Origin of the sequence: Paraburkholderia acidiphila, assembly GCF_009789655.1 — a bacterium.
Lineage (GTDB): Bacteria > Pseudomonadota > Gammaproteobacteria > Burkholderiales > Burkholderiaceae > Paraburkholderia > Paraburkholderia acidiphila.
Genome location: NZ_CP046911.1, coordinates 767362 through 789040 on the forward strand (window position 1 = coordinate 767362; position 21679 = coordinate 789040).

Here is a 21679-nt window from a genome sequence, read left to right on the forward strand (position 1 = left end):
ACGCGTTGCCTGATGCCGTTTGATTCCGTTTCGGTGAGACGCATTCTGGACGCACGGCGACCGAAGCTAAATGCCGCGCAGGGTACGAGATCAGTGACTCGCGCGCACGAATCGGATTGCCGATCCCTCATCGCCAAAGGCTGCCACGGGCCGCCGCACTGGCTGCGATTGAACGACGACATTGAGAACGACACTCGAGAACATTTCCGGCGCGATCAGCGTGTTTGCCGCCGTCGTCGACGCGGGGACGTTCGCCGCCGCGGCGGACGTGCTCGGCATGTCGCCGCCTGGCGTGAGCCGCGCGATTGCGCGGCTGGAAAAGCGGCTCGATATCCGTCTATTCAATCGCACGACGCGATCGATTTCACTCACGGAAGGGGGCCGCCGCTTTTACGAACAGGTCGTCCCGCATCTCGCGGGGCTCGAGGAAGCGGCGATTGCGGCATCTGGCAATGCGTCGGCGGTGCGGGGCAGGCTTCGGGTCAACCTGGACCCGGTGTGCTATCGCGCGATTCTCGGCACGCAACTCGACCGTTTCATGGACGCCCATCCCGAACTCGAGATCGAACTTATCGCGAGAGATAGTCTCGGCGACCTGGTGGCGGAGGGCTTCGATGTCGCGATGCGCTTCGGCAAGCCGAGATCGTCCACGCTAGTCGCCCGCAAGCTGCTCGATACCGCCGTGGTGACGGTCGCGGCTCCGGCCTACCTCTCGCGCCGGGGAAGGCCGCTGCGTCCCGAAGATCTCGAAGGCGCCGCTCACCGGTGCCTCGAATTCCGCGACCCCGAAACCGGCAAGCCCTATCCCTGGGAGTTCCATCGCAAGCGCAGGCACATCGTGGTGGCGAACCTTGGGCGGCTGACCGTGAACGATCCGGGCGCATTGCTCAATGCGTGTCTGGCCGGTTCCGGCATTGCGCAAATGCTGCTTCTCGGCGCCGAGCCGTTGATTGCCGATGGCAGCCTGGTGAACCTCTTTCCCGACTGGCCTGACGAACGCTTTCCGCTGTACGTCTACTATCCCTCGCGCCAATACATGCCCGCGAAGACGCGCGCTTTCATCGACTTCATCGTCGAATGGGCCGCGGCGCATTGATTCCGATACCGCTCGGCGGCACGCGTTGCGCCCGGATCGTTGGCACGAGTGCCCGCAGCCGGCGCTCCCGCATCAACGGGAGCGCCGTTGCCTCGCGAGTCATCCCGGCACGATGCGCGCTCAATGCTTGTGCGGAAACGAGAACGTCGCGCGCGCGCTGCCGTTGCCGGCGACGTTCACGCGCTGCGTCCGCGTGACGTCGTTATAAGTGGCGCTGACCGTATAGCGGCCGCTGGGCAGCCGCACGAGCATGTACGGACCATGCGAACGCGTGTCGAGCACGGTCGCGCCGCCGGCGCCGGTGATCTGCACCTGCACGTCCGCGACATAGCTCGAACCGGGACCGGTAAACAGCAGCGAGAGCGGCCACTGGCTGCGCGCGTGCCGCAGCGCCGTGGACTCGTCGCGGCCAACCCCGCCGGACACGAATGAAATGTCGCCTTGCTGTTCCGTTTGTGGCATGGCCGATTGCGCAAGTGCGCCGCTTGCCAGCGCGAATGCACACGCCGCGACGAGCAGGGTCGAAGCGATTCGGGGAGCCTTGCGTTGCCTTTCCATCGTGCTCACTCCTTACAGTGATGTCGATTTCGCGCGCGGCAGCGCGAGCACCGCCGCTCGCGCTGGCCGCTCAACAGAGTAGCCTTTTTTCGGCACGCGATGCGCACTGTACGCCGCATCCACTGGACGCGCTGCGTATTCGCGAGCGTCATGCCAATCACATCGATTGCCGATTTTCCGTTGTATTCACAACAATCTCGTTACTCGAACATTACATTTAACTGTCGACTTCGCACCTTTCATGCGTGTTAGCTACCGCCAGCCGGGAAAATACTGAGATAAAAGCCCGTAAGGCTACTCAATAGTTTTTGTATGATTATTTGGAGTTTTGCTACATCAACGGATGAGCCCGGCACACAAGCACGCAAGCAAACGTTTGCGCGTAGTGGCTCAACCCGTTTCCCCCGCAGAAAGTTAGTCGGCGCCTGATGCGGCCGGCCGCTCTGCCAGACCCTGTTCACCGCTCTGATCAGTACTCCAAAACGTATTCGAACTCCCGGAGAGACATATGAGGATCACCCGTTGGCCCACCGCCGCCGTACTGGTTGCGATGGCCGCTACCGCCCATGCCGGCGACAGCAGCAACGACGTACCTTATCCATTGCCGATGCCGTTGATGGCCGTCCCCCAGAATCTCGGCGCGCACGTACGCGCGGACTTGCTGGTCAAACGCATGACACAGGACGAGAAACTCCAGTTCATCCATTCCGAATATCAAATGAGCGCCGTGCCCGGCGGCGGCGCCGGCTATATACAAGGCGTGCCGCGTCTGGGCATTCCCGATCTGAATATGGTTGATTCCGCAACGGGCTCTGGCAGCACGAGCCAGAAGAGCACGACTTTTCCGGCGACGATCGCGCTCGCGGCAAGCTGGGACCCGTATCTCGCGCGCGACTTCGGCGCGCGCATAGCCGACCAGTTGCGCGAGCAAGGATTCGGCATGGGTCTGGGCGGCGGCACGAACCTGGCGCGCGAACCGCGCGGCGGGCGCCTGTTCGAGTATCTCGGCGAAGACCCCGTGCTGGCGGGCGAAATGCTGGCGGCGCGCACCATCGGCACGCAAAGCCAGCAGGTCATCGCCACGATCAAGCACTACGTCGGCAACGAACAGGAAACGGGGCGGCAGGGCGGCAACAGCCAGATCGATGAGCGCACGCTGCGCGAACTCTATCTGCTGCCGTTCGAGATCGCTGCGAAGGAAGCGCGGCCGGGCAGCGTGATGTGCAGCTATAACCGCCTGAACGGCACCTACGCATGCGAGAACACGCATGTGCTGACCGACGTGCTGAAGAAGGACTGGGGCTTCCAGGGCCAGGTGCAGTCGGACTGGGGCGCGACGCATAGCACGGCCCCGGCGATCCACGCGGGTCTCGACGAGGAAGAGGACGTGGGCCCGACGGTCTACCTCACGCCCGATCTGGTCAAGCAGGCGATCGCCTCGAAGGCCGTCTCGCAGGACCGTCTGGACGACATGGTGCGACGCAAGCTCTATGTGATGATCAGTACCGGCGTGCTGGATCATCCGGCCCAGGGCGGCGCCACGATCGACTTCGCGAAGTACAACGCGTTCACGCAGGCCGCAGAAGAGCAATCCATCGTTCTCCTGAAGAACGACAACGGCCAGTTGCCGCTTGCGGCGCCGAGCCTGCGCAAGATCGCGGTGATCGGCGCACATGCCGATACGGCCGTGCTGAGCGGCGGCGGTTCGGGCAACACGCGCGATCCGGTGACGGGCAACTTCTCGGGCTGCGGCGGACTCACGTTCGCTTCGTCCACGGGCTGCGGATGGTGGACCAACCCGTGGCTCAAGCTCAATACGCCGATCACGCAAGCGATCCAGCAACTCGCGCCTTCGGCGCAGGTGAGCTTCGCGGGCAACACCGACCAGACGCAACCGTTCCGCGCCTATACGCAGCAGGAAATCACCCAGGCCGCGACGCTCGCGAGCCAGTCGGACGTCGCGATCGTCGTCGTGGCGCAGCCTGCGGGTGAGGACTTCGGCGATCTGCAAAGCCTGGGCCTCGCGAATCCGTCGAATCAGGATCAATTGGTCGAGGCCGTTGCGAAGGCCAATCCGCGTACGATCGTGATCATCGAGAGCGGCAATCCGGTGCTGATGCCGTGGAAGGACCAGGTCGCGGCGATCGTCGAGGCATGGTATCCGGGCGAGGGCGGCGGCAAGGCGATTGCGAACGTGCTGTTCGGTCAGGTGAACCCTTCGGGCAAGCTGCCGGTCACGTTCCCGGTGCGCGATCAGGACACTCCGACGTGGGGGACGAACGGCGCCTTCGCGACCGATCCCGTCTACGCCGAAAAGCTGAACATGGGCTATCGCTGGTATGACGCGAACAACATCACGCCACTTTACGAGTTTGGCTATGGCCTGTCGTATACGCACTTCAGCTATTCGGGTTTGACGGTGAAGCAGGGGCCGGGGCATACGCTCACGGCGTCGTTCACGGTGCGCAACGATGGCCGCGTGGCCGGTGCGGAAACGGCACAGGTGTATTTGGGCGTGAGCTACGCCGGCGAGCCGCCGCATCGTCTGGTGGGTTTCCAGAAAGTGTTCCTGAAGCCGGGCCAGTCGCAGCCGGTGCGTGTGACGATTACCGAGCGCGCGCAGAGCGTTTGGGACACGACGCGTAGCGACTGGGCCTATGTGCCTGGCAGCGCGGTCTATGTGGGTGCATCTTCGCGCGATATTCGCCTGCAGAGCCGATAATCAGGCGGGTACATGGAGGCTGCATGGAGGGTGCATAAGCAGCCTCCATGCTTCAAAACGTGAGAATGCTCGGCTCGCGAACGTTTGCGAGCCGATTCAAAATTCTATTCGCCAATCTTTCCGTATCTATCATTCGCGCACGCAAGCATGCGAACGCCAATTCCCGCAAACGTAATTGACTCCCGCGGGTAATCCCCATTCATTCTGAATAGGGAAACCGGATAAACTGACCCACCCGTCCGTGGGCCTTCCTCCGTTTGCGCGTTTTTCAGACACACACTGTGACGCTGTTTCGTAGTGCCACGCGCACGCGACGCATGGAAGCTGAACCAAGAAGAATACTAAATCAGCCATGAGACTGATCACACGCGCAGTGAACTGGCTTACCGAAGGCAACCGCCGCGGTCGAATCGTTGTGGCGCTCGTCCCTGCGTGGGTGAGTGCCGTGGCGGCGGCCGTGCTCGCGCAGCACGCCCGCGCCGCAGCCGTGTGGCTCGCGATGGTGCTCGCTTGCACGACGGTGCTGCTGCTGCGCGTCGCCCAGCGCCTTGGCGCCCGTTTGCGTTTGAGCGAAGAGCGCCTTAGCCTCGGGTTCGAAGGCATCAATGCCGGACTATGGGACTGGGACCTTGTGAGCGACCGTGCCTACTATTCCCGCTATCTGTACCAGCAACTCGGCTATGGCGACGGCGACCTCCCGATGGACACCCGCGCTTTCAACGCACTCGTGCATCCGGCGGATCTACTCCACTTGCGCGAGACTATCGTCAATCACTTGAAGCATGACAGCCTCTACGATGTCGAGTACAGGCTGCGAATGGCCGATGGTCAATACCTGTGGTGCCGGGGGCGCGGCAAGGCCATACGCGATGAGAGCGGGCGGGCGACGCGCATCGTTGGGTGCCTCTTCGATATCTCGGAGCTCAAACGCGCGGAGGCGGCCGCCGCGAAGGAAAAAAGCCTCACTGAAGCGACGCTTGCTTCGATCGATGACGGTGTGATCCGCATGGACAACGAGGCGAGCGTGACCTATTGCAACGCCGCCGCCGAGCGCATGCTCGGACGTGCCTCGCACGACATCTACCAGAAGCCGCTGTTCGACGTTTGCGATCTCTACGACGAGCGCTCCGGCAATATCGTCACCGCTCAATGCCTGCACAACCGCGCAGCGGCGGCCAACGACGCGCAGAGCAGACTTTCGGTGACGCGCCCGGATGGCTCGCTCTTGCCCGTGGCGTGTTCCGTGGCGACGATCCGCGACGCCGAAGAGGAAATGCTGGGCACGGTCATGGTGCTTCGAGACGCCAGCACGGAGCGCAAGCACGCTGCCGAACTCGAATATCAGGCTACGCACGATCATTTGACCGGCTTGCTGAATCGCCGCGAATTCGAACGCCGACTATCGGGCTTGCTCGCGAAGGCGGGGGCGCGCCCGCATGCGGTGATGTTCCTCGACCTCGATCAGTTCAAGGTCGTCAACGATACGTGCGGCCACGCGGCCGGCGACGAATTGATTCGCAGCGTCGGCAACGCCTTGAAGCAGCAACTGCGGGCCGCGCATATCCTCGCGCGCCTGGGTGGCGATGAATTCGGTGTCGTGCTGCCGGAGTGCTGCATCGACGACGCCTTGCGGGTCGCGGAGGATCTGCGGGAGGCCGTGACGGTCATTCGCCTGCCATGGGACCAGCGTTTGCTGACGACCGGCGTGAGCATTGGCGTCGTGGACGTAGACGTCACGCAGACCTCGACATGGGACATCATGAAGGCGGCCGATGTCGCCTGTTATATGGCCAAGGAAAAAGGCCGCAACCGTGTGCATCGCTACTGCCTCGAAGATCAGCTTCAGTCGACCACTCATACGCAGATGGAGTGGGTGGCCCGCGTAAAGGCGGCGCTCGAGCACGACCGGTTCCGTCTGTACGCGCAACAGATCAAGTCGCTTAAAGAGGGCGCCGCCGGTGAGGAAGTGCACGTCGAGTTGCTGTTACGCATGGTTGACGAGTCGGGCGGAGTGATTGCCCCCGCGTACTTCATCGGGGCGGCCGAGCGCTTCAACTTGATGCCCCTCGTCGACCGGTGGGTGATCGGCCGTGCGTTCGAAGCCATCGCGGCGGGCCAGCTTGCAGCAAATGTCTGGTCGATCAACCTCTCCGGCGCGTCGCTCGGCGACGAGGACTTGCTCGCATATATCGTGCAGCAGCAGCAACGCTGCGGGATCAGCTTTGAAAGCGTTTGCTTCGAGATCACGGAAACAGCCGTGATCACCAATCTGTCGAAAGCGATTGCCCTCATGGAGAGTCTGCGCGCGCTCGGTTGCCGATTCGCGCTGGACGATTTCGGCTCGGGCATGTCCTCGTTCACTTACCTGAAGCGGCTGCCCGTGGACTACCTGAAGATCGACGGCAGTTTCGTGCGCGGCATTGCCAGCAGCGACCTCGATCGGACGATCGTCCAGTCGATTCACCAGGTGGCCCACGCCGCAGGCAAGGCGACCATCGCCGAATTTGTGGAAAGCGAGGCGATCATCGGACGCCTCAGCGGGATTGGCATCGACTACGCGCAAGGGTTTTGTGTCGGGCTGCCCGAGCCGCTTCCGGAGAGAGTGGCCGAGACCGTCAGCGCTTAAACATGGCGGTTGCCGAGGCGATGCGACTCTAAATAGTCGGCGTAGCGACCCTCAAAATAATTTTTCGAAAGTCGCTTGACGATATCCCAAATGACCCGCATAATTCGCCTCCTTCGCTGATCGCTGCGAACGAAAACGAAGCGATTAAGACGAATTGCTCTTTAAAAATTTACAGCCGATAAGTGTGGGCGCTTGATGCGGTGGCGACCCGGATTCGTTCTTCGGAATGAAGCCGGGAGCAGCAAAAGTATCAAGAGTCTCACACTAAAGTAAGTCAGGTTTTTGAATTTATTCAATGACCTGTCAGCTTTGAGTGAGCGACCGGTTCGAGAGAACCGAAAACAGTAACAGGTTTAAACTGAAGAGTTTGATCCTGGCTCAGATTGAACGCTGGCGGCATGCCTTACACATGCAAGTCGAACGGCAGCACGGGTGCTTGCACCTGGTGGCGAGTGGCGAACGGGTGAGTAATACATCGGAACGTGTCCTGTAGTGGGGGATAGCCCGGCGAAAGCCGGATTAATACCGCATACGATCTACGGATGAAAGCGGGGGACCTTCGGGCCTCGCGCTATAGGGGCGGCCGATGGCGGATTAGCTAGTTGGTGGGGTAAAGGCCCACCAAGGCGACGATCCGTAGCTGGTCTGAGAGGACGACCAGCCACACTGGGACTGAGACACGGCCCAGACTCCTACGGGAGGCAGCAGTGGGGAATTTTGGACAATGGGCGAAAGCCTGATCCAGCAATGCCGCGTGTGTGAAGAAGGCCTTCGGGTTGTAAAGCACTTTTGTCCGGAAAGAAATCCTTTGGGTTAATACCTCAGGGGGATGACGGTACCGGAAGAATAAGCACCGGCTAACTACGTGCCAGCAGCCGCGGTAATACGTAGGGTGCGAGCGTTAATCGGAATTACTGGGCGTAAAGCGTGCGCAGGCGGTGATGTAAGACCGATGTGAAATCCCCGGGCTTAACCTGGGAACTGCATTGGTGACTGCATCGCTGGAGTATGGCAGAGGGGGGTAGAATTCCACGTGTAGCAGTGAAATGCGTAGAGATGTGGAGGAATACCGATGGCGAAGGCAGCCCCCTGGGCCAATACTGACGCTCATGCACGAAAGCGTGGGGAGCAAACAGGATTAGATACCCTGGTAGTCCACGCCCTAAACGATGTCAACTGGTTGTCGGGCCTTCATTGGCTTGGTAACGTAGCTAACGCGTGAAGTTGACCGCCTGGGGAGTACGGTCGCAAGATTAAAACTCAAAGGAATTGACGGGGACCCGCACAAGCGGTGGATGATGTGGATTAATTCGATGCAACGCGAAAACCTTACCTACCCTTGACATGTACGGAATCCTGCTGAGAGGTGGGAGTGCCCGAAAGGGAGCCGTAACACAGGTGCTGCATGGCTGTCGTCAGCTCGTGTCGTGAGATGTTGGGTTAAGTCCCGCAACGAGCGCAACCCTTGTCCCTAGTTGCTACGCAAGAGCACTCGAGGGAGACTGCCGGTGACAAACCGGAGGAAGGTGGGGATGACGTCAAGTCCTCATGGCCCTTATGGGTAGGGCTTCACACGTCATACAATGGTCGGAACAGAGGGTTGCCAAGCCGCGAGGTGGAGCCAATCCCAGAAAACCGATCGTAGTCCGGATCGCAGTCTGCAACTCGACTGCGTGAAGCTGGAATCGCTAGTAATCGCGGATCAGCATGCCGCGGTGAATACGTTCCCGGGTCTTGTACACACCGCCCGTCACACCATGGGAGTGGGTTTTGCCAGAAGTGGCTAGTCTAACCGCAAGGAGGACGGTCACCACGGCAGGATTCATGACTGGGGTGAAGTCGTAACAAGGTAGCCGTATCGGAAGGTGCGGCTGGATCACCTCCTTTCCAGAGCTCATCGCTCACACGCGTTTTAAGCGCTCACACTTGTCGGCTGTAAGAAAGACAGACTCAGGGGTCTGTAGCTCAGTCGGTTAGAGCACCGTCTTGATAAGGCGGGGGTCGATGGTTCGAATCCATCCAGACCCACCACTTTGTCTGCATAAGGCGAAATGATCCCTCGAGTATGTGTGACTGGGGGATTAGCTCAGCTGGGAGAGCACCTGCTTTGCAAGCAGGGGTCGTCGGTTCGATCCCGTCATCCTCCACCAATCCTCAATGCCTAGTGTCCGGTGAAACACAAACCGGGGATTACGCATTGGCGATTGAGCCAGTCAGAGCGGTATGTGAAAACGTATCGGCTGTCGTTCTTTAACAATCAGGAAGAAGTAGTAAAGAGATTCATCCAAAAATGTCTAGAGATGGGCATGAGTAGGTGAATCAGGGTTGTGATTGTATCAATGTATTTTTAAGTGATCGAAAGATTGCCTTGAAATACGGCGCAACACGAATACTCAACCTGTAGCGGATGTGAATCGGAAGAGACACACCCGTTATAGGGTCAAGCGAACAAGTGCATGTGGTGGATGCCTTGGCGATCACAGGCGATGAAGGACGCGGTAGCCTGCGAAAAGCTACGGGGAGCTGGCAAACAAGCTTTGATCCGTAGATGTCCGAATGGGGAAACCCACTCCGAATGGAGTATCCATGACTGAATACATAGGTCATGTGAAGCGAACGCGGTGAACTGAAACATCTAAGTAACCGCAGGAAAAGAAATCAACCGAGATTCCCAAAGTAGTGGCGAGCGAAATGGGACCAGCCTGCATTCTTTATCTGTACCGTCAGCCGAACGCTCTGGAAAGTGCGGCCATAGTGGGTGATAGCCCCGTAGGCGAAGGCGGAATGGAAGAACTAGGTATGCGACAAGTAGGGCGGGACACGTGAAATCCTGTCTGAAGATGGGGGGACCATCCTCCAAGGCTAAATACTCGTGATCGACCGATAGTGAACCAGTACCGTGAGGGAAAGGCGAAAAGAACCCCGGGAGGGGAGTGAAACAGATCCTGAAACCGCATGCATACAAACAGTCGGAGCCTCGCAAGGGGTGACGGCGTACCTTTTGTATAATGGGTCAGCGACTTACATTCAGTGGCAAGCTTAACCGAATAGGGCAGGCGTAGCGAAAGCGAGTCCGAACAGGGCGTCCAGTCGCTGGGTGTAGACCCGAAACCAGGTGATCTATCCATGGCGGGTTGAAGGCACGGTAACACGTGCTGGAGGACCGAACCCACTAACGTTGAAAAGTTAGGGGATGAGCTGTGGATAGGGGTGAAAGGCTAAACAAACCTGGAAATAGCTGGTTCTCTCCGAAAACTATTTAGGTAGTGCCTCGTGTATCACCTTCGGGGGTAGAGCACTGTCATGGTTGATGGGTCCATTGCGGATTACGTCGCCATAGCAAACTCCGAATACCGAAGAGTGCAATCACGGGAGACAGACATCGGGTGCTAACGTCCGGTGTCAAGAGGGAAACAACCCAGACCGCCAGCTAAGGTCCCCAAATATGGCTAAGTGGGAAACGAAGTGGGAAGGCTAAAACAGTCAGGAGGTTGGCTTAGAAGCAGCCACCCTTTAAAGAAAGCGTAATAGCTCACTGATCGAGTCGTCCTGCGCGGAAGATGTAACGGGGCTAAGCCATATACCGAAGCTGCGGATGCACATTTATGTGCATGGTAGGAGAGCGTTCCGTAAGCCTGCGAAGGTGCGTTGAAAAGCGTGCTGGAGGTATCGGAAGTGCGAATGCTGACATGAGTAGCGATAAAGGGGGTGAAAGGCCCCCTCGCCGTAAGCCCAAGGTTTCCTACGCAACGTTCATCGGCGTAGGGTGAGTCGGCCCCTAAGGCGAGGCAGAAATGCGTAGCTGATGGGAAGCAGGTCAATATTCCTGCACCATTGTGAAATGCGATGGGGGGACGGATCGCGGAAGGTTGTCCGGGTGTTGGAAGTCCCGGTCCTTGCATTGGAGAAGGCGCTTTGGCAAATCCGGGCGCGGAATTCAAGGGTGCGAGGCCATTCACTTAGGTGAAGAAGCAACTGGAAGTGGTTCCAAGAAAAGCCTCTAAGCTTCAGTTTCACAGTGACCGTACCGCAAACCGACACAGGTGGGCGAGATGAGTATTCTAAGGCGCTTGAGAGAACTCGGGAGAAGGAACTCGGCAAATTGGTACCGTAACTTCGGGATAAGGTACGCCCTGGTAGCTTGACTGGCTTGCGCCAGAAGGGTGAAGGGGTTGCAATAAACTGGTGGCTGCGACTGTTTAATAAAAACACAGCACTCTGCAAACACGAAAGTGGACGTATAGGGTGTGACGCCTGCCCGGTGCCGGAAGATTAAATGATGGGGTGCAAGCTCTTGATTGAAGTCCCGGTAAACGGCGGCCGTAACTATAACGGTCCTAAGGTAGCGAAATTCCTTGTCGGGTAAGTTCCGACCTGCACGAATGGCGTAACGATGGCCACACTGTCTCCTCCCGAGACTCAGCGAAGTTGAAGTGTTTGTGATGATGCAATCTCCCCGCGGCTAGACGGAAAGACCCCATGAACCTTTACTGTAGCTTTGCATTGGACTTTGAACCGGTTTGTGTAGGATAGGTGGGAGGCTGTGAAGCGGGAACGCTAGTTTCCGTGGAGCCGTCCTTGAAATACCACCCTGATCTGTTTGAGGTTCTAACCTTGGTCCGTGATCCGGATCGGGGACAGTGCATGGTAGGCAGTTTGACTGGGGCGGTCTCCTCCCAAAGGGTAACGGAGGAGTACGAAGGTACGCTAGGTACGGTCGGAAATCGTGCTGATAGTGCAATGGCATAAGCGTGCTTGACTGTGAGACCCACAAGTCGAACAGGTGCGAAAGCAGGTCATAGTGATCCGGTGGTTCTGTATGGAAGGGCCATCGCTCAACGGATAAAAGGTACTCTGGGGATAACAGGCTGATACCGCCCAAGAGTTCATATCGACGGCGGTGTTTGGCACCTCGATGTCGGCTCATCTCATCCTGGGGCTGTAGCCGGTCCCAAGGGTATGGCTGTTCGCCATTTAAAGAGGTACGTGAGCTGGGTTTAAAACGTCGTGAGACAGTTTGGTCCCTATCTGCCGTGGGCGCTGGAAGTTTGAGGGGGCCTGCTCCTAGTACGAGAGGACCGGAGTGGACGAACCTCTGGTGTACCGGTTGTGACGCCAGTCGCATCGCCGGGTAGCTATGTTCGGAAGAGATAACCGCTGAAAGCATCTAAGCGGGAAACTCGCCTCAAGATGAGACTTCCCCGGGGACTAGATCCCCTTGAAGGGTCGTTCGAGACCAGGACGTTGATAGGTCAGGTGTGGAAGCGCAGTAATGCGTTAAGCTAACTGATACTAATTGCCCGTAAGGCTTGATCCTATAACAGGTGTGCCTCGCTCCCGCAGTGGAGAGCAGGACGCACAGGTTGAGAGATCGGTGTTGTGCCAGAAACAACACAACCCCAATTCAGCAACACCTCTTTACGCTTCTTCCCGATTGGCTGTGGCGCCAGGTTTAACCAGAACCCGCGCGACGCAGCAACCCGTCATGCCTGATGACCATAGCGAGCTGGTCCCACCCCTTCCCATCCCGAACAGGACCGTGAAACAGCTCCACGCCGATGATAGTGCGGATTGCCCGTGTGAAAGTAGGTAATCGTCAGGCTCCTTATGCAGTAACGTCCAGAACCCCGGTGTCTCCGAAAGAGAACCGGGGTTCTGGCGTTGGGGCGTCGTAAATCCCGGCCCTGACGAAACACTCTGCACGTCGATTACGATCAGAGCGCAGGTCGTCAGCCTTCTCCCAGCATCAATTCACGGATCCGCACGTTCCCTGACGAATTCCGCACGGATGCTCATGTGTACGTCGTCCCCGACAGCGGAGGACCAGTTCGTGAGCCCGAAAGCTGAACGGCTGAAGTGGCCGTCGGCGGAGAAGGCCAGCGTTTGGCGAGTGCCCGGCGGCGCGTGCGGGTCTGCGTCGAAGGTGACAGCGAGCGTGACAGGACGCGTCGTCGTGCGGATCGTTAGGTCACCTGTCAAAAGGCAACTAAGCGGACCGGTCCGGACAAGGCGAGTGCTGACGAAACGGATGTCTGGATAGTGCATCACGTCCAGCATGCCACCGCCTTCGACGATTCCGGTGACAAACGGCGCGTTCGCTTCGAGGCTGGTCGCGTCGATCGTCACCATGACCCGGCCTGAAGCCACGCCCTCGAATCCATCGAGTTCAGCGCCTATGCGGCTGAAACGCATCGTGAGACTCGAGTGCCACGCGTTCGTGACGTCGAACGTAACACCCGAATGGCCTGTATCGAGTCGATACTGTGCCAGCGGCGAAGACGTGTCGACCGGATCGGCACCCACCCCTGAAGCCACACACGCAGCGCAGGCAAACGTCGCGATCGCGACTGCGCGTGGTTTTAGACGACCGATGGACACGCCACGTCGACCGATCGGGTGACAATCCAGCACGCTACCTCCGCTTATCGCGATGTCCGCCAGGCGCGCTGCCGAGATCGACAGCTATCGCACGCAATTTACCCTCGTCCATCCGGGCTGAGAGTACGTAGCCCGTGGGGTCGTTTGCCCAACTGCACGTGCGACGACGTGGCATTCACCTCGACCGACAACGCCGCTTGTGCGCGTAGACCACGTAAGCGAGGTCGGCTTGCTCCGCAAATGCCGGTGCCGAGCGCCGCCGCACGCAACTCCGGATCGCCGAAGCCTGAAGCCACACCGGAAACGCAATCGTCGCCCAGCGCGCTTACGTAATGCTGCCAACGCCGCAGGACTGTAGCGCTGTGAGCATCAAGCGCACGCCCCCAAGTCACCCGTATTACGCGACGTATCGCGGACACCGGGAAAACGCTCCGCATGCACCCTTTATTCCGCCGCGTTTGAACGTCGACACGTCTTGTTGGATAACTGTAAGAAAAATATTCTCGGCAGCAGTGGAATAGGGGCGCACTTGCGAGGTTTACCCACCCATACGGTGCGACCTCGGAACGATCGAGCCCGGTCAGATCCAGACGAATCACTTCCACGAAGCCTGCAAATGAGCCGAACGATAATTCAGCCTCTCTGGGTCCGCACGACACACTGGATCAACGCAGTGGCGGTCGTGCTGATGGTGGCAAGCGGCTGGCAGATCTACGACGCCTCGCCCATTTTTACGCGACTGAAGTTTCCCGCGGGCATCACATTGGGCGGCTGGCTGGGTGGCGCATTGCAGTGGCACTTCGCGATCATGTGGTTGCTGGTCGCGAATTATCTCGTCTACATGTCCCTCAATATCGTTTCGAAGCGGCTCTGGAGAAAGCTCCTGCCGATCCGTTTCGGGGCGCTTGCAAGGGACCTTGCTGCCGCGCTGCGCGGCAAGCTGAAGCACGAGGATCTGGCGCGCTACAACGCCGTTCAGAAGCTGGCATACGTGGTGGTTATCGCGGATATCGCGATCGTGATCCTTTCCGGGTTGGCGGTCTGGAAATCGGTGCAGTTCCCCTTGTTGCGAACGCTGATGGGCGGATACGACAACGCACGTGTCGTTCACTTCTTCGCCATGAGCGTTCTCGTAGCGTTCTTTGTCGTGCACGTCGTGATGGTCGCATTCGTGCCGCGCTCGCTGCTGCTCATGATTCGCGGACGGTAATCGCTCATGCGCTCCGGCAAAAAACAACCCAATGCCTTTCTCGTCTCGAACGCGGATTCGATCATCAAGGACGCGCGCAGCGAATTGAAGAGTCCCGCGCGCAGATTGCTAGGCAGACAGATCCTCACGCTCGGCGGCATTGCCATGCTCTCGGGCTGCGATCTGTCGAACGACAAGTCGGTGAATACCATGCTGCGCAAGATGTCGTTCTTCAACGACCGCGTGCAGGCGCTGCTCTTCGATCCCAACAAGATGGCGCCGACGTACCCGGAGTCGATGATTACGCGGCCGTTCCCGTTCAACGCGTATTACGACATCGACGACGTACCGGAAGTCGATCCCGCGACCTGGCGGCTTCAGGTGGGCGGTCTCGCGAACGGCAAACGCTCGTGGACGCTCGGCGAACTGCAAGCGATGCCCCAGGAAAGTCAGATCACACGTCATATCTGCATCGAGGGATGGAGTGCGATAGGACATTGGGGCGGCGTGCGTTTTTCCGAGTTCCTGCGTCGCGCGGGGGCGGACACGACTGCGAAGTACGTCGCGCTCCATTGCGCCGATAACTACTGGACCAGCATCGATATGCCGACAGCGCTGCACGCGCAGACGTTGCTGACGTTGACCTACGACGGGGACGTGCTGCCGCCGAAATACGGCTTTCCCGCGAAGCTGCGGATGCCGACCAAACTCGGCTATAAAAATCCCAAGCACATCGTCGCAATCACCGTGACGAACGAGTATCCCGGCGGTTATTGGGAGAACCAGGGATACAACTGGTTTGGCGGTTCCTGAAGTGCAATCGACCTTTCCTCAACGCATATCTGCTAAACGGAGTATTCATGACCATTCGACTGAAAGTTGGCGCGGCCATTGTCGCCATGGCGCTTGCCGGCGGCGCGCTGGCACAAACGCCTGATGCGAAGCCAACGCGTATTCGCGGCAATATCGTGTCTCTCGACGGCGATGTTCTCAAGGTCCACCGCCGCAGTGGCGATACGGTCTCGATCGCCCTCGCGGAAAATGTTCCCGTGTCGGCCGTCAAGGCGATGCAACTCTCCGACATCAAGCCGGGCACGTTCGTCGGCACGGCCGCGACAACGGGCACGGACGGCAAGCTGACTGCGACGGAAGTCGTCGTCTTCCCGGAAGCCGCACGCGGCACGGGCGAGGGCCACTACGCGTGGGACCTCGGCCCAAATAGCACGATGACCAATGCGAATGTCGATACCGTCGTGCAGGGCACGGACGGCCGCAATCTGAAGCTGTCGTACAAGGGCGGCAGCAATGAGGTCACGGTGCCGCCGAATGTACCCATCGTCACGTTCATGCCGGCGGCGCGCTCGGATCTGGCGCCGGGCAAACAAGTCTTCGTGGTCGCGAAGCCGGCGGCACAGGGCACGTATGCCGCGCTGCGCGTGGTGGTCGAAAAGGACGGCGTCGTCCCGCCCATGTAAGCGACAGCGTTGCGGCTCTCCCGCCTGGGCGATGACTTTTGCCGAAGGCATGCTCATCGCCAGGCCGGAATGAGGGATGCTGCGAGCAGCACGCCCATTGCGAGATTGAGCATGCGCCAGTGACGCGGCGTTCGAAAGCACCGTGCGAGCAGCACGCCGAGCGCGCACCACAGCGCGAGCGACGCGCATGCAGCCACACCGAACGCGGTGGCGAACAATATTGCCAGGCGGTTCGGACTGCTTGCGAGTAGCGCGAACGACGCCGCCGCGCCGACCGTCATTGCCCAGCTTTTCGGGTTCAGCCAGAGCAGCAGCAAACCGTTCACGAGCGTAACCGGGCGCGCGGGACCATTGCCTGCGCCTGGCGGCCCGCTGCGCGCGATGCGCCACGCGAGCCACAGCAGATACGCGGTGCCGAGGGCTTTCACCGCCGTTTGCAGCGAAGGCAGCGCGATCAGCAGACCGCCAAGCCCAAGCGCGGCGACCGCAGCGAGCAAGGCGAGGCCTAGCGCGATGCCGAGCATCAGCGGGATCGAGCGAACGAAGCCGAAGCGTGCGCCCGAGGCGGTGGCGAGCGTGGTCGCTCCGCCGGGCGTAACGGTCGAGACGGCGACGAAGAGTACGAGCGGCAGAATCGAGGTCATGGATGCACATCCGCGTGAGTGAGATCTGCACTGTACGGATCGACGACGCATCCTGAAAGGTAATAATATTGATGCGCGCCATTACGCGGAATAATGCATAGATGAGCCGTAACCTGGACCTCGATCTGATTCGTACGTTCGTTGCCGTTGCCGATAGCGGCAGCATGACCGTCGCCGCCAATTTGCTGCACATGACGCAAGGCGCCGTGAGCCAGCAGGTGAAGCGCCTCGAAGACGTGCTGGATTGCCTGTTATTCGTACGCAAGACGCGCAAGCTGGCGCTTTCGCGCGAGGGTGAGGCATTTCTCGCGAAAGCTCGCCAACTGCTGCGGCTGAACGACGAAATCTGGGCCGACATGACCGGCCAGTCGCTGCGTGGCGCCATGCGCGTGGGCGTGCCTTACGACCTCGTGACGCGGCTCTCGCCCGCGCTGAAGGCATTCGCGGCAGCCCATCCACACGTCGACTTATCGCTGGTCTGCGCGGCTTCACCGGAGCTCGGCGATGCAGTCGACAGCGGGCACGTGGACGTGGCGTTGCTCGAATGTGTCGCGAGCGAAGCGCAAGGCGAGGTGGTCTGCGTCGAGCCCCTGGTGTGGGTCAATGGGCGCGGCAGCGATGCGTGGCAGAAGCGGCCGTTGCCGCTCTCGATGGTGGACGAGCATTGTGCGTTCCGGCAGGTGGTACTCGGCGCGCTCGCGGACAAGGGCATTGCGTGGCGCACAGTGTTCGAGAGCGGCAACATCGAGGCGACCGCTGCGACGGTGCGCGCGGGCCTCGCGATCACGACCTGGCTCGCCTCGACTGTGCCGGACGATGTGCAAACGCTCACGCCTCAGGCAGCAGGCTTGCCCGCGCTGCCCGAATTCGCGATCTGCCTGCGATTTCCAGCGACGGTTCAACCCGCAGCACAGGAATTCGCGCGCTACGTGCGCGAATCGATGGCACATGACGCAGGCACTCGGCGCGCTCAGCCACTGAAGATGGCGTGACGTACCCTACAAGCGCTGCGGCAGCGCCGCCGCAAAGAAGTCGGTGACCTGGCGCACTCGCGCAGGCACGAAACGGCGCCTCGGCCAGACGATACTCACATCGCGGGCGTCCCCAATGAATTCGTCGAGCACGGTCACGATGTCGGGATGCTTGAGTTCGTCGGCCAGCGAGAGCTTCGCAAAGAGTCCGATTCCCACACCCGCGAGCACGGCTGATCGTATCGTCTCGACGCTATTCGACGACAGATTGCCTCGCACCGGTACGCTGAACCGGCCGCGCGGCCCGTGAAACGGCCAGTTCGCTGATTCCAGCAGACCGCCATAAAGCAGGCAATTATGATTGGCGAGCTCCACAGGGTCCTTCGGTATGCCGTGTTGCTCGAAATAGCGCCGCGATCCGACGCAGACCAGCGGCGTGCTGGCGATACGCCTGACGACCGAGTCCGGATCGTTGACGGCGCCCACTCGAATCGCGAGATCGATACGATCCTCCACCATATCGCGCACGAAATCCGACAACACAAGATCGACCTGAAGACCTGAATGGCGCGAAAGCAGTTCGGGAATGAGCGGCAGAACATGCAGGCGGCCGAACGTCGAAGCGGCGGCGATCCGGACAAGGCCTGAAACGTCCAGCGTACTGCGGGTCACTTCGCTGTCGGCCAGTTCGATCTCCTCCAGCAACGGCCTGGTCCGCTCATAGTATTTCTGCCCCTGGTCCGTCAACGTCACGCTGCGTGTGCTTCGGTTGAACAGCAGCACGCCGAGGCGCTTCTCCAGCGCGCCGATCGCCTTGCTGATGGCGGACTGCGACTCGCCGGTTCTGCGCGCCGCGGCGGAAAAACCACCCGCTTCGACAACGGCAATGAAGGCGTTCAATTCGTGAAACCGATCCATTGCAGGTCTCTCGTGCAACCTATTCTTTCGGAGAATGAATCTTATGATAACTCCGCTAATTATCATTCGCAGGGGCGGGAATTACGATGGCACTACCGTTCACCATCAGGCAGAAGGTTCCAATGTCCACTCTCGCAGGAAAGGTTGCCGTCGTTAGCGGCGGAACAACGGGTATCGGCCTGGCGATCGCGCAGCGGTTCGTCGCCGAAGGCGCTCATGTCTTTATCTTCGGCCGCCGGCAAGGCCAGCTCGACGAGGCCGTCAATCTGATCGGACGCAACGTAACCGCTATCCAGGCCGACGCAGCGGACCTCGATGACCTCGACCGCGTCGCAGCAGCCGTCAGGAACGAAAAGGGTGTCGTCGACATCATTGTGTCGAATGCGGGCTATACCGAGCAGGCTTCGATCGACACCATCACGCCCGAGCATTTCGACAAGGCATTCAATCTCATGGCGCGTGGCCCCGTTTTTCTGGTGCAGAAGCTGCTGCCGATGATGACAGGCAGTGGATCGATCATTCTGGTTTCGTCGGCCATGCACGTGATGGGCATTCCTGGCCATACCGCTTATGCGGCGACCAAGGCCGCATTGCGTTCCTATGCCCGCACCTGGGCCGCCGAATTCAAGGATCGCGGCATTCGCGTCAATATGCTCAGTCCCGGTGTCACCGACACCCCGATTCTCGACGCCCAGTCGGCGACACGCGAGGACCTGGTGAGCATGTACAAGAGCATGGTCCCGATCGGCCGACTCGCCCGAGCCGAGGAGATGGCAAGCGCTGCGCTCTTTCTCGCTTCCGACCAGAGCTCCTATATGACGGGCGCGGATCTGATGAATGACGGCGGCATCGGCCAGGTCTGAGCAAAGAGGGTCGACGGTCCCACTGCGATCTTCAATTTATAGAGGATGACTAATGGAAAATTCAACGAGCTACGCAATCATCGGGCTTGGCAAGATTGGCACCGCCATCGCGCAGGCTTTCGCCGATCAGGCCATCAAGGTAGCCGTGGCGGGCAGGCGGCCGGTGGACGCGCTCGCCGCGCAAATCGGGCCGTCGCTCGTTCCACAGCGGATCGAGGACGCGGTCAAGGCTGACGTTGTCATCCTGGCTGTCCCTTTCGGTGCGCACGAAGACGTCGCACGGGCTGCTAAAAGCTGGCAGGGGAAAATCGTGATCGACGCAATGAACGCGTACGGCGTCCCTGTGAAGGAGCTGGACGGTTTACCTTCGAGCGCGGCCGTGGCAAAAGCGTTTCCGGGCGCGAAGCTGGTGAAGGCGTTCAACCACTTGCCAGCCGCCACGCTGGCACAGGGACCGACGCCGCCGCATGGCGGCCGGCGGGTCGTGTTCGTCGCGAGCGACGACGACGCGGCGAGCGCCTCGGTGTCGGCGCTCGTCAACCGACTCGGCTTCGCGCCGGTCGAACTCGGGAAGATAGGCGAGGGCGGTCTCCTGGTCCAGGCACGCGGCAACACGTGGGCCCAGCTCATCTTCCAGGATCTGGTCAAGTTCGACTGATAGACGGCGCGCAAACGCGCCGGACGGAGCGGTTATGAGTCACCCAACGCTGTTCACGCCGATACAGGTCGGCAACCTGAACTTAGCCAACCGCATCGTGATCGCCCCGATGGCCCAATACTCGGCCGAAGAAGGGCAGATGAGCGACTGGCACCTGATGCACCTCGGTCATTTGGCCATTTCAGGTGCGGCGGCGCTAACCATCGAGGGGACGGCGGTCACCCCCGAGGGACGCACCAGTTACGGTGACGTGGGGCTCTACTCGGACGCGTGCGAAGTCTCGATGGCACGCGTGCTTCAGAGCGTGCGGCGATGGTCGGACACGCCCGTTGGCATCCAGCTCAACCATGCGGGCCGAAAAGGGTCTCGGCAAAAGTTATGGGACGGCGGCGCACAGATCCCATCTGGCCACGCAAATGGATGGAGCACGTACGGCCCATCCCCGGTCGCTTTTGCAGCCGGGGAGACACCTCCCACCTCCCTGGATCGCAATGGTCTGGCCGCCATCCGCGACGCCTTCGCGGCCGCCGCGCGACGCGCCTCGCGGCTTGGGTTGAATTTCATTCAAATACTCGGCGGCCACGGCTATCTGCTCCATCAATTCCTCTCGCCCCTTTCAAACCACCGGGACGACGAATACGGCGGCTCACTGGAAAATCGAATGCGCTTTCCACTCGAGGTTTTCGAAGCCGTGCGAGACGCGTTTTCACCCGATCGCCCCGTGACGATGCGGGTATCCGCTACGGATTGGGCGGAGGGCGGGTGGTCCCTGCAGGACGCGATCGCCTTTGTCCAGGCACTGGAGGCAAGGGGCTGTGCCGCGATCAACGTCTCGAGCGGCGGGTCGAGCCCGGCCGCGCAAATTCCGGTCGGGCCTGGCTATCAGGTTCCGTTCGCGCGGGCAATCAAGCAGGCGACGACGCTCCCCGTCGTCGCCGTCGGCATGATCACGGAGTTCGAACAAGCCGAGTCCGTTCTCAGCGCGGGAGACGCCGACCTCATCGCGCTTGCCCGGGCCGTGCTTTTCGACCCTCGCTGGCCTTGGCACGCTGCCGCCCACTTCGGGGCGCAAGTGAAAGCGCCGAACCAGTATCTTCGCTCTCAACCCAGTCGGCTGCGCAAGCTGTTCGTTTGAGTCGGTCTCGTCACTCGCATTCGAACCGTCAACTCATGCCTTCCTGTATTTGCGGATTGCCTCCGGGCTGACAGGCGTGAAGAAGTTGACCAGATTGCCGTCCGGGTCCCGAAACAGCAGCGAACGATTGCCCCAGGGCTGGGTGGTGGGCGCCTGGACGACGTCCTTGCGGCAGGCTTCGAGCGTGCTGTATGCCTCGTCGACGTCGTGCACATGGAATTCGAGAATGAGCGAGCGATTGCTTCCTGGTGTCGCGGCGCCCGCACCGAACATGTCCATGGTGCGCTTGCTGCCAATCGCAAGCGCGCAGGTGGAGGTGGACAGTTCGGCGAAATCCTCTGTGTACCAGACTGCCTGCAGCCCGATGTCCTCATAGAATCGCACAAGCCGCTTGATGTCATCGGTGATAATGCGAGCGGAGACGAAGTCCATTTTTGTGTCCTTTA

Annotated in this window: 15 protein-coding genes, 2 tRNA genes and 3 rRNA genes; 15 read left to right on the forward strand and 5 right to left on the reverse strand. The window is 60.1% G+C overall.

Translation table 11 applies throughout. The features are described 5' to 3' along the window. Nucleotides 1-181: 181 nt before the first annotated feature. Complete coding sequence (locus FAZ97_RS27685) at nt 182-1096, forward strand: LysR family transcriptional regulator (RefSeq protein WP_158761849.1); 915 nt, start codon at nt 182-184, stop codon at nt 1094-1096. A 120-nt stretch (nt 1097-1216) separates the two neighbouring features. Here FAZ97_RS27685 and FAZ97_RS27690 read toward each other — a convergent pair whose 3' ends face one another. After that, nucleotides 1217-1654 (reverse strand): carboxypeptidase regulatory-like domain-containing protein, encoded by a 438-nt coding sequence (locus FAZ97_RS27690; protein ID WP_158761851.1) that lies wholly within the window; start codon nt 1652-1654, stop codon nt 1217-1219. Between the two features lie 508 nt (nt 1655-2162). Between FAZ97_RS27690 and FAZ97_RS27695 the strand changes: the two genes are divergently transcribed. From FAZ97_RS27695 to rrf, 7 genes are all read left to right on the forward strand, one after another. Further along, the gene (locus tag FAZ97_RS27695; RefSeq protein ID WP_158761853.1) at nt 2163-4376 is read left to right on the forward strand and encodes a glycoside hydrolase family 3 C-terminal domain-containing protein; all 2214 of its coding nucleotides are present in this window, start codon (nt 2163-2165) and stop codon (nt 4374-4376) included. Nucleotides 4377-4728: 352 nt separating this feature from the next. Continuing rightward, a complete protein-coding gene (locus FAZ97_RS27700) occupies nt 4729-7002 on the forward strand; it encodes an EAL domain-containing protein (protein WP_158761854.1) in 2274 nt (757 codons plus the stop codon). 355 nt (nt 7003-7357) lie between these two features. Then, nucleotides 7358-8889 (forward strand): 16S ribosomal RNA (locus FAZ97_RS27705). Nucleotides 8890-8956: 67 nt separating this feature from the next. Beyond that, nucleotides 8957-9033 (forward strand) — tRNA-Ile (locus FAZ97_RS27710). Nucleotides 9034-9077: 44 nt separating this feature from the next. Continuing rightward, nucleotides 9078-9152, forward strand: a tRNA-Ala gene (locus FAZ97_RS27715). A 288-nt stretch (nt 9153-9440) separates the two neighbouring features. Continuing rightward, nucleotides 9441-12319: ribosomal RNA gene (locus FAZ97_RS27720) — 23S ribosomal RNA — on the forward strand. A gap of 171 nt (nt 12320-12490) precedes the next feature. After that, nucleotides 12491-12604 (forward strand): 5S ribosomal RNA (rrf, locus tag FAZ97_RS27725). Together the 16S, 23S and 5S rRNA genes with 2 tRNA genes alongside form the textbook arrangement of a ribosomal RNA operon. Nucleotides 12605-12753: 149 nt before the next feature. Here rrf and FAZ97_RS27730 read toward each other — a convergent pair. After that, nucleotides 12754-13413: a YceI family protein gene (locus FAZ97_RS27730; protein ID WP_325073246.1), complete on the reverse strand. Its 660-nt coding sequence runs from the start codon at nt 13411-13413 to the stop codon at nt 12754-12756. A gap of 583 nt (nt 13414-13996) precedes the next feature. Between FAZ97_RS27730 and FAZ97_RS27735 the strand changes: the two genes are divergently transcribed. The 3 genes from FAZ97_RS27735 to FAZ97_RS27745 are packed head-to-tail and all read left to right on the forward strand — an operon-like array spanning nt 13997 to nt 16044. Next, on the forward strand, nt 13997-14590 hold the full coding sequence (locus FAZ97_RS27735) for a cytochrome b/b6 domain-containing protein (RefSeq protein ID WP_158761856.1): 594 nt from the start codon (nt 13997-13999) through the stop codon (nt 14588-14590). Between the two features lie 6 nt (nt 14591-14596). Further along, nucleotides 14597-15382: a molybdopterin-dependent oxidoreductase gene (locus FAZ97_RS27740; RefSeq protein ID WP_158761857.1), complete on the forward strand. Its 786-nt coding sequence runs from the start codon at nt 14597-14599 to the stop codon at nt 15380-15382. Nucleotides 15383-15429: 47 nt separating this feature from the next. Continuing rightward, the gene (locus tag FAZ97_RS27745) at nt 15430-16044 is read left to right on the forward strand and encodes a hypothetical protein (RefSeq protein WP_158761859.1); all 615 of its coding nucleotides are present in this window, start codon (nt 15430-15432) and stop codon (nt 16042-16044) included. A gap of 53 nt (nt 16045-16097) precedes the next feature. Here FAZ97_RS27745 and FAZ97_RS27750 read toward each other — a convergent pair whose 3' ends face one another. Continuing rightward, on the reverse strand, nt 16098-16688 hold the full coding sequence (locus tag FAZ97_RS27750; RefSeq protein WP_158761861.1) for a LysE family translocator: 591 nt from the start codon (nt 16686-16688) through the stop codon (nt 16098-16100). 101 nt (nt 16689-16789) lie between these two features. Here FAZ97_RS27750 and FAZ97_RS27755 point away from each other — a divergent pair, with 101 nt between their 5' ends. Then, a complete protein-coding gene (locus FAZ97_RS27755; protein ID WP_158761863.1) occupies nt 16790-17680 on the forward strand; it encodes a LysR substrate-binding domain-containing protein in 891 nt (296 codons plus the stop codon). Between the two features lie 6 nt (nt 17681-17686). On the opposite strand, the gene FAZ97_RS27760 is transcribed toward FAZ97_RS27755, so the two are convergent. Continuing rightward, nucleotides 17687-18577, reverse strand: coding sequence for a LysR family transcriptional regulator (locus FAZ97_RS27760; protein ID WP_158762443.1), 891 nt, complete (start codon nt 18575-18577; stop codon nt 17687-17689). 122 nt (nt 18578-18699) lie between these two features. Here FAZ97_RS27760 and FAZ97_RS27765 point away from each other — a divergent pair, with 122 nt between their 5' ends. The 3 genes from FAZ97_RS27765 to FAZ97_RS27775 are packed head-to-tail and all read left to right on the forward strand — an operon-like array spanning nt 18700 to nt 21233. Then, entirely contained in the window at nt 18700-19440 is a 741-nt protein-coding gene (locus FAZ97_RS27765) for an SDR family NAD(P)-dependent oxidoreductase (RefSeq protein ID WP_158762444.1), read from the forward strand. A 52-nt stretch (nt 19441-19492) separates the two neighbouring features. After that, nucleotides 19493-20098: an NADPH-dependent F420 reductase gene (locus FAZ97_RS27770; RefSeq protein ID WP_158761865.1), complete on the forward strand. Its 606-nt coding sequence runs from the start codon at nt 19493-19495 to the stop codon at nt 20096-20098. Nucleotides 20099-20132: 34 nt separating this feature from the next. Continuing rightward, the gene (locus FAZ97_RS27775) at nt 20133-21233 is read left to right on the forward strand and encodes an NADH:flavin oxidoreductase/NADH oxidase (protein ID WP_158761867.1); all 1101 of its coding nucleotides are present in this window, start codon (nt 20133-20135) and stop codon (nt 21231-21233) included. Between the two features lie 33 nt (nt 21234-21266). Here the strand turns inward: FAZ97_RS27775 and FAZ97_RS27780 are convergent, their stop codons facing one another. After that, nucleotides 21267-21665 carry a VOC family protein gene (locus FAZ97_RS27780; RefSeq protein ID WP_158761868.1) on the reverse strand — a complete coding sequence of 133 codons (399 nt, stop codon included), beginning with the start codon at nt 21663-21665 and terminating at the stop codon, nt 21267-21269. Between the last annotated feature and the right edge of the window lie 14 nt (nt 21666-21679).

What these genes read in the sequence shown, in the direction of transcription:
- FAZ97_RS27690 (WP_158761851.1), bottom strand. Translation starts at nt 1,654, where the DNA reads ATGGAAAGGCAACGCAAGGCTCCCCGAATCGCTTCGACCCTGCTCGTC.
- FAZ97_RS27695 (WP_158761853.1), top strand. Translation starts at nt 2,163, where the DNA reads ATGAGGATCACCCGTTGGCCCACCGCCGCCGTACTGGTTGCGATGGCC.
- FAZ97_RS27700 (WP_158761854.1), top strand. Translation starts at nt 4,729, where the DNA reads ATGAGACTGATCACACGCGCAGTGAACTGGCTTACCGAAGGCAACCGC.
- FAZ97_RS27735 (WP_158761856.1), top strand. Translation starts at nt 13,997, where the DNA reads ATGAGCCGAACGATAATTCAGCCTCTCTGGGTCCGCACGACACACTGG.
- FAZ97_RS27740 (WP_158761857.1), top strand. Translation starts at nt 14,597, where the DNA reads ATGCGCTCCGGCAAAAAACAACCCAATGCCTTTCTCGTCTCGAACGCG.
- FAZ97_RS27745 (WP_158761859.1), top strand. Translation starts at nt 15,430, where the DNA reads ATGACCATTCGACTGAAAGTTGGCGCGGCCATTGTCGCCATGGCGCTT.
- FAZ97_RS27750 (WP_158761861.1), bottom strand. Translation starts at nt 16,688, where the DNA reads ATGACCTCGATTCTGCCGCTCGTACTCTTCGTCGCCGTCTCGACCGTT.
- FAZ97_RS27755 (WP_158761863.1), top strand. Translation starts at nt 16,790, where the DNA reads ATGAGCCGTAACCTGGACCTCGATCTGATTCGTACGTTCGTTGCCGTT.
- FAZ97_RS27760 (WP_158762443.1), bottom strand. Translation starts at nt 18,577, where the DNA reads ATGGATCGGTTTCACGAATTGAACGCCTTCATTGCCGTTGTCGAAGCG.
- FAZ97_RS27765 (WP_158762444.1), top strand. Translation starts at nt 18,700, where the DNA reads ATGTCCACTCTCGCAGGAAAGGTTGCCGTCGTTAGCGGCGGAACAACG.
- FAZ97_RS27770 (WP_158761865.1), top strand. Translation starts at nt 19,493, where the DNA reads ATGGAAAATTCAACGAGCTACGCAATCATCGGGCTTGGCAAGATTGGC.
- FAZ97_RS27775 (WP_158761867.1), top strand. Translation starts at nt 20,133, where the DNA reads ATGAGTCACCCAACGCTGTTCACGCCGATACAGGTCGGCAACCTGAAC.
- FAZ97_RS27780 (WP_158761868.1), bottom strand. Translation starts at nt 21,665, where the DNA reads ATGGACTTCGTCTCCGCTCGCATTATCACCGATGACATCAAGCGGCTT.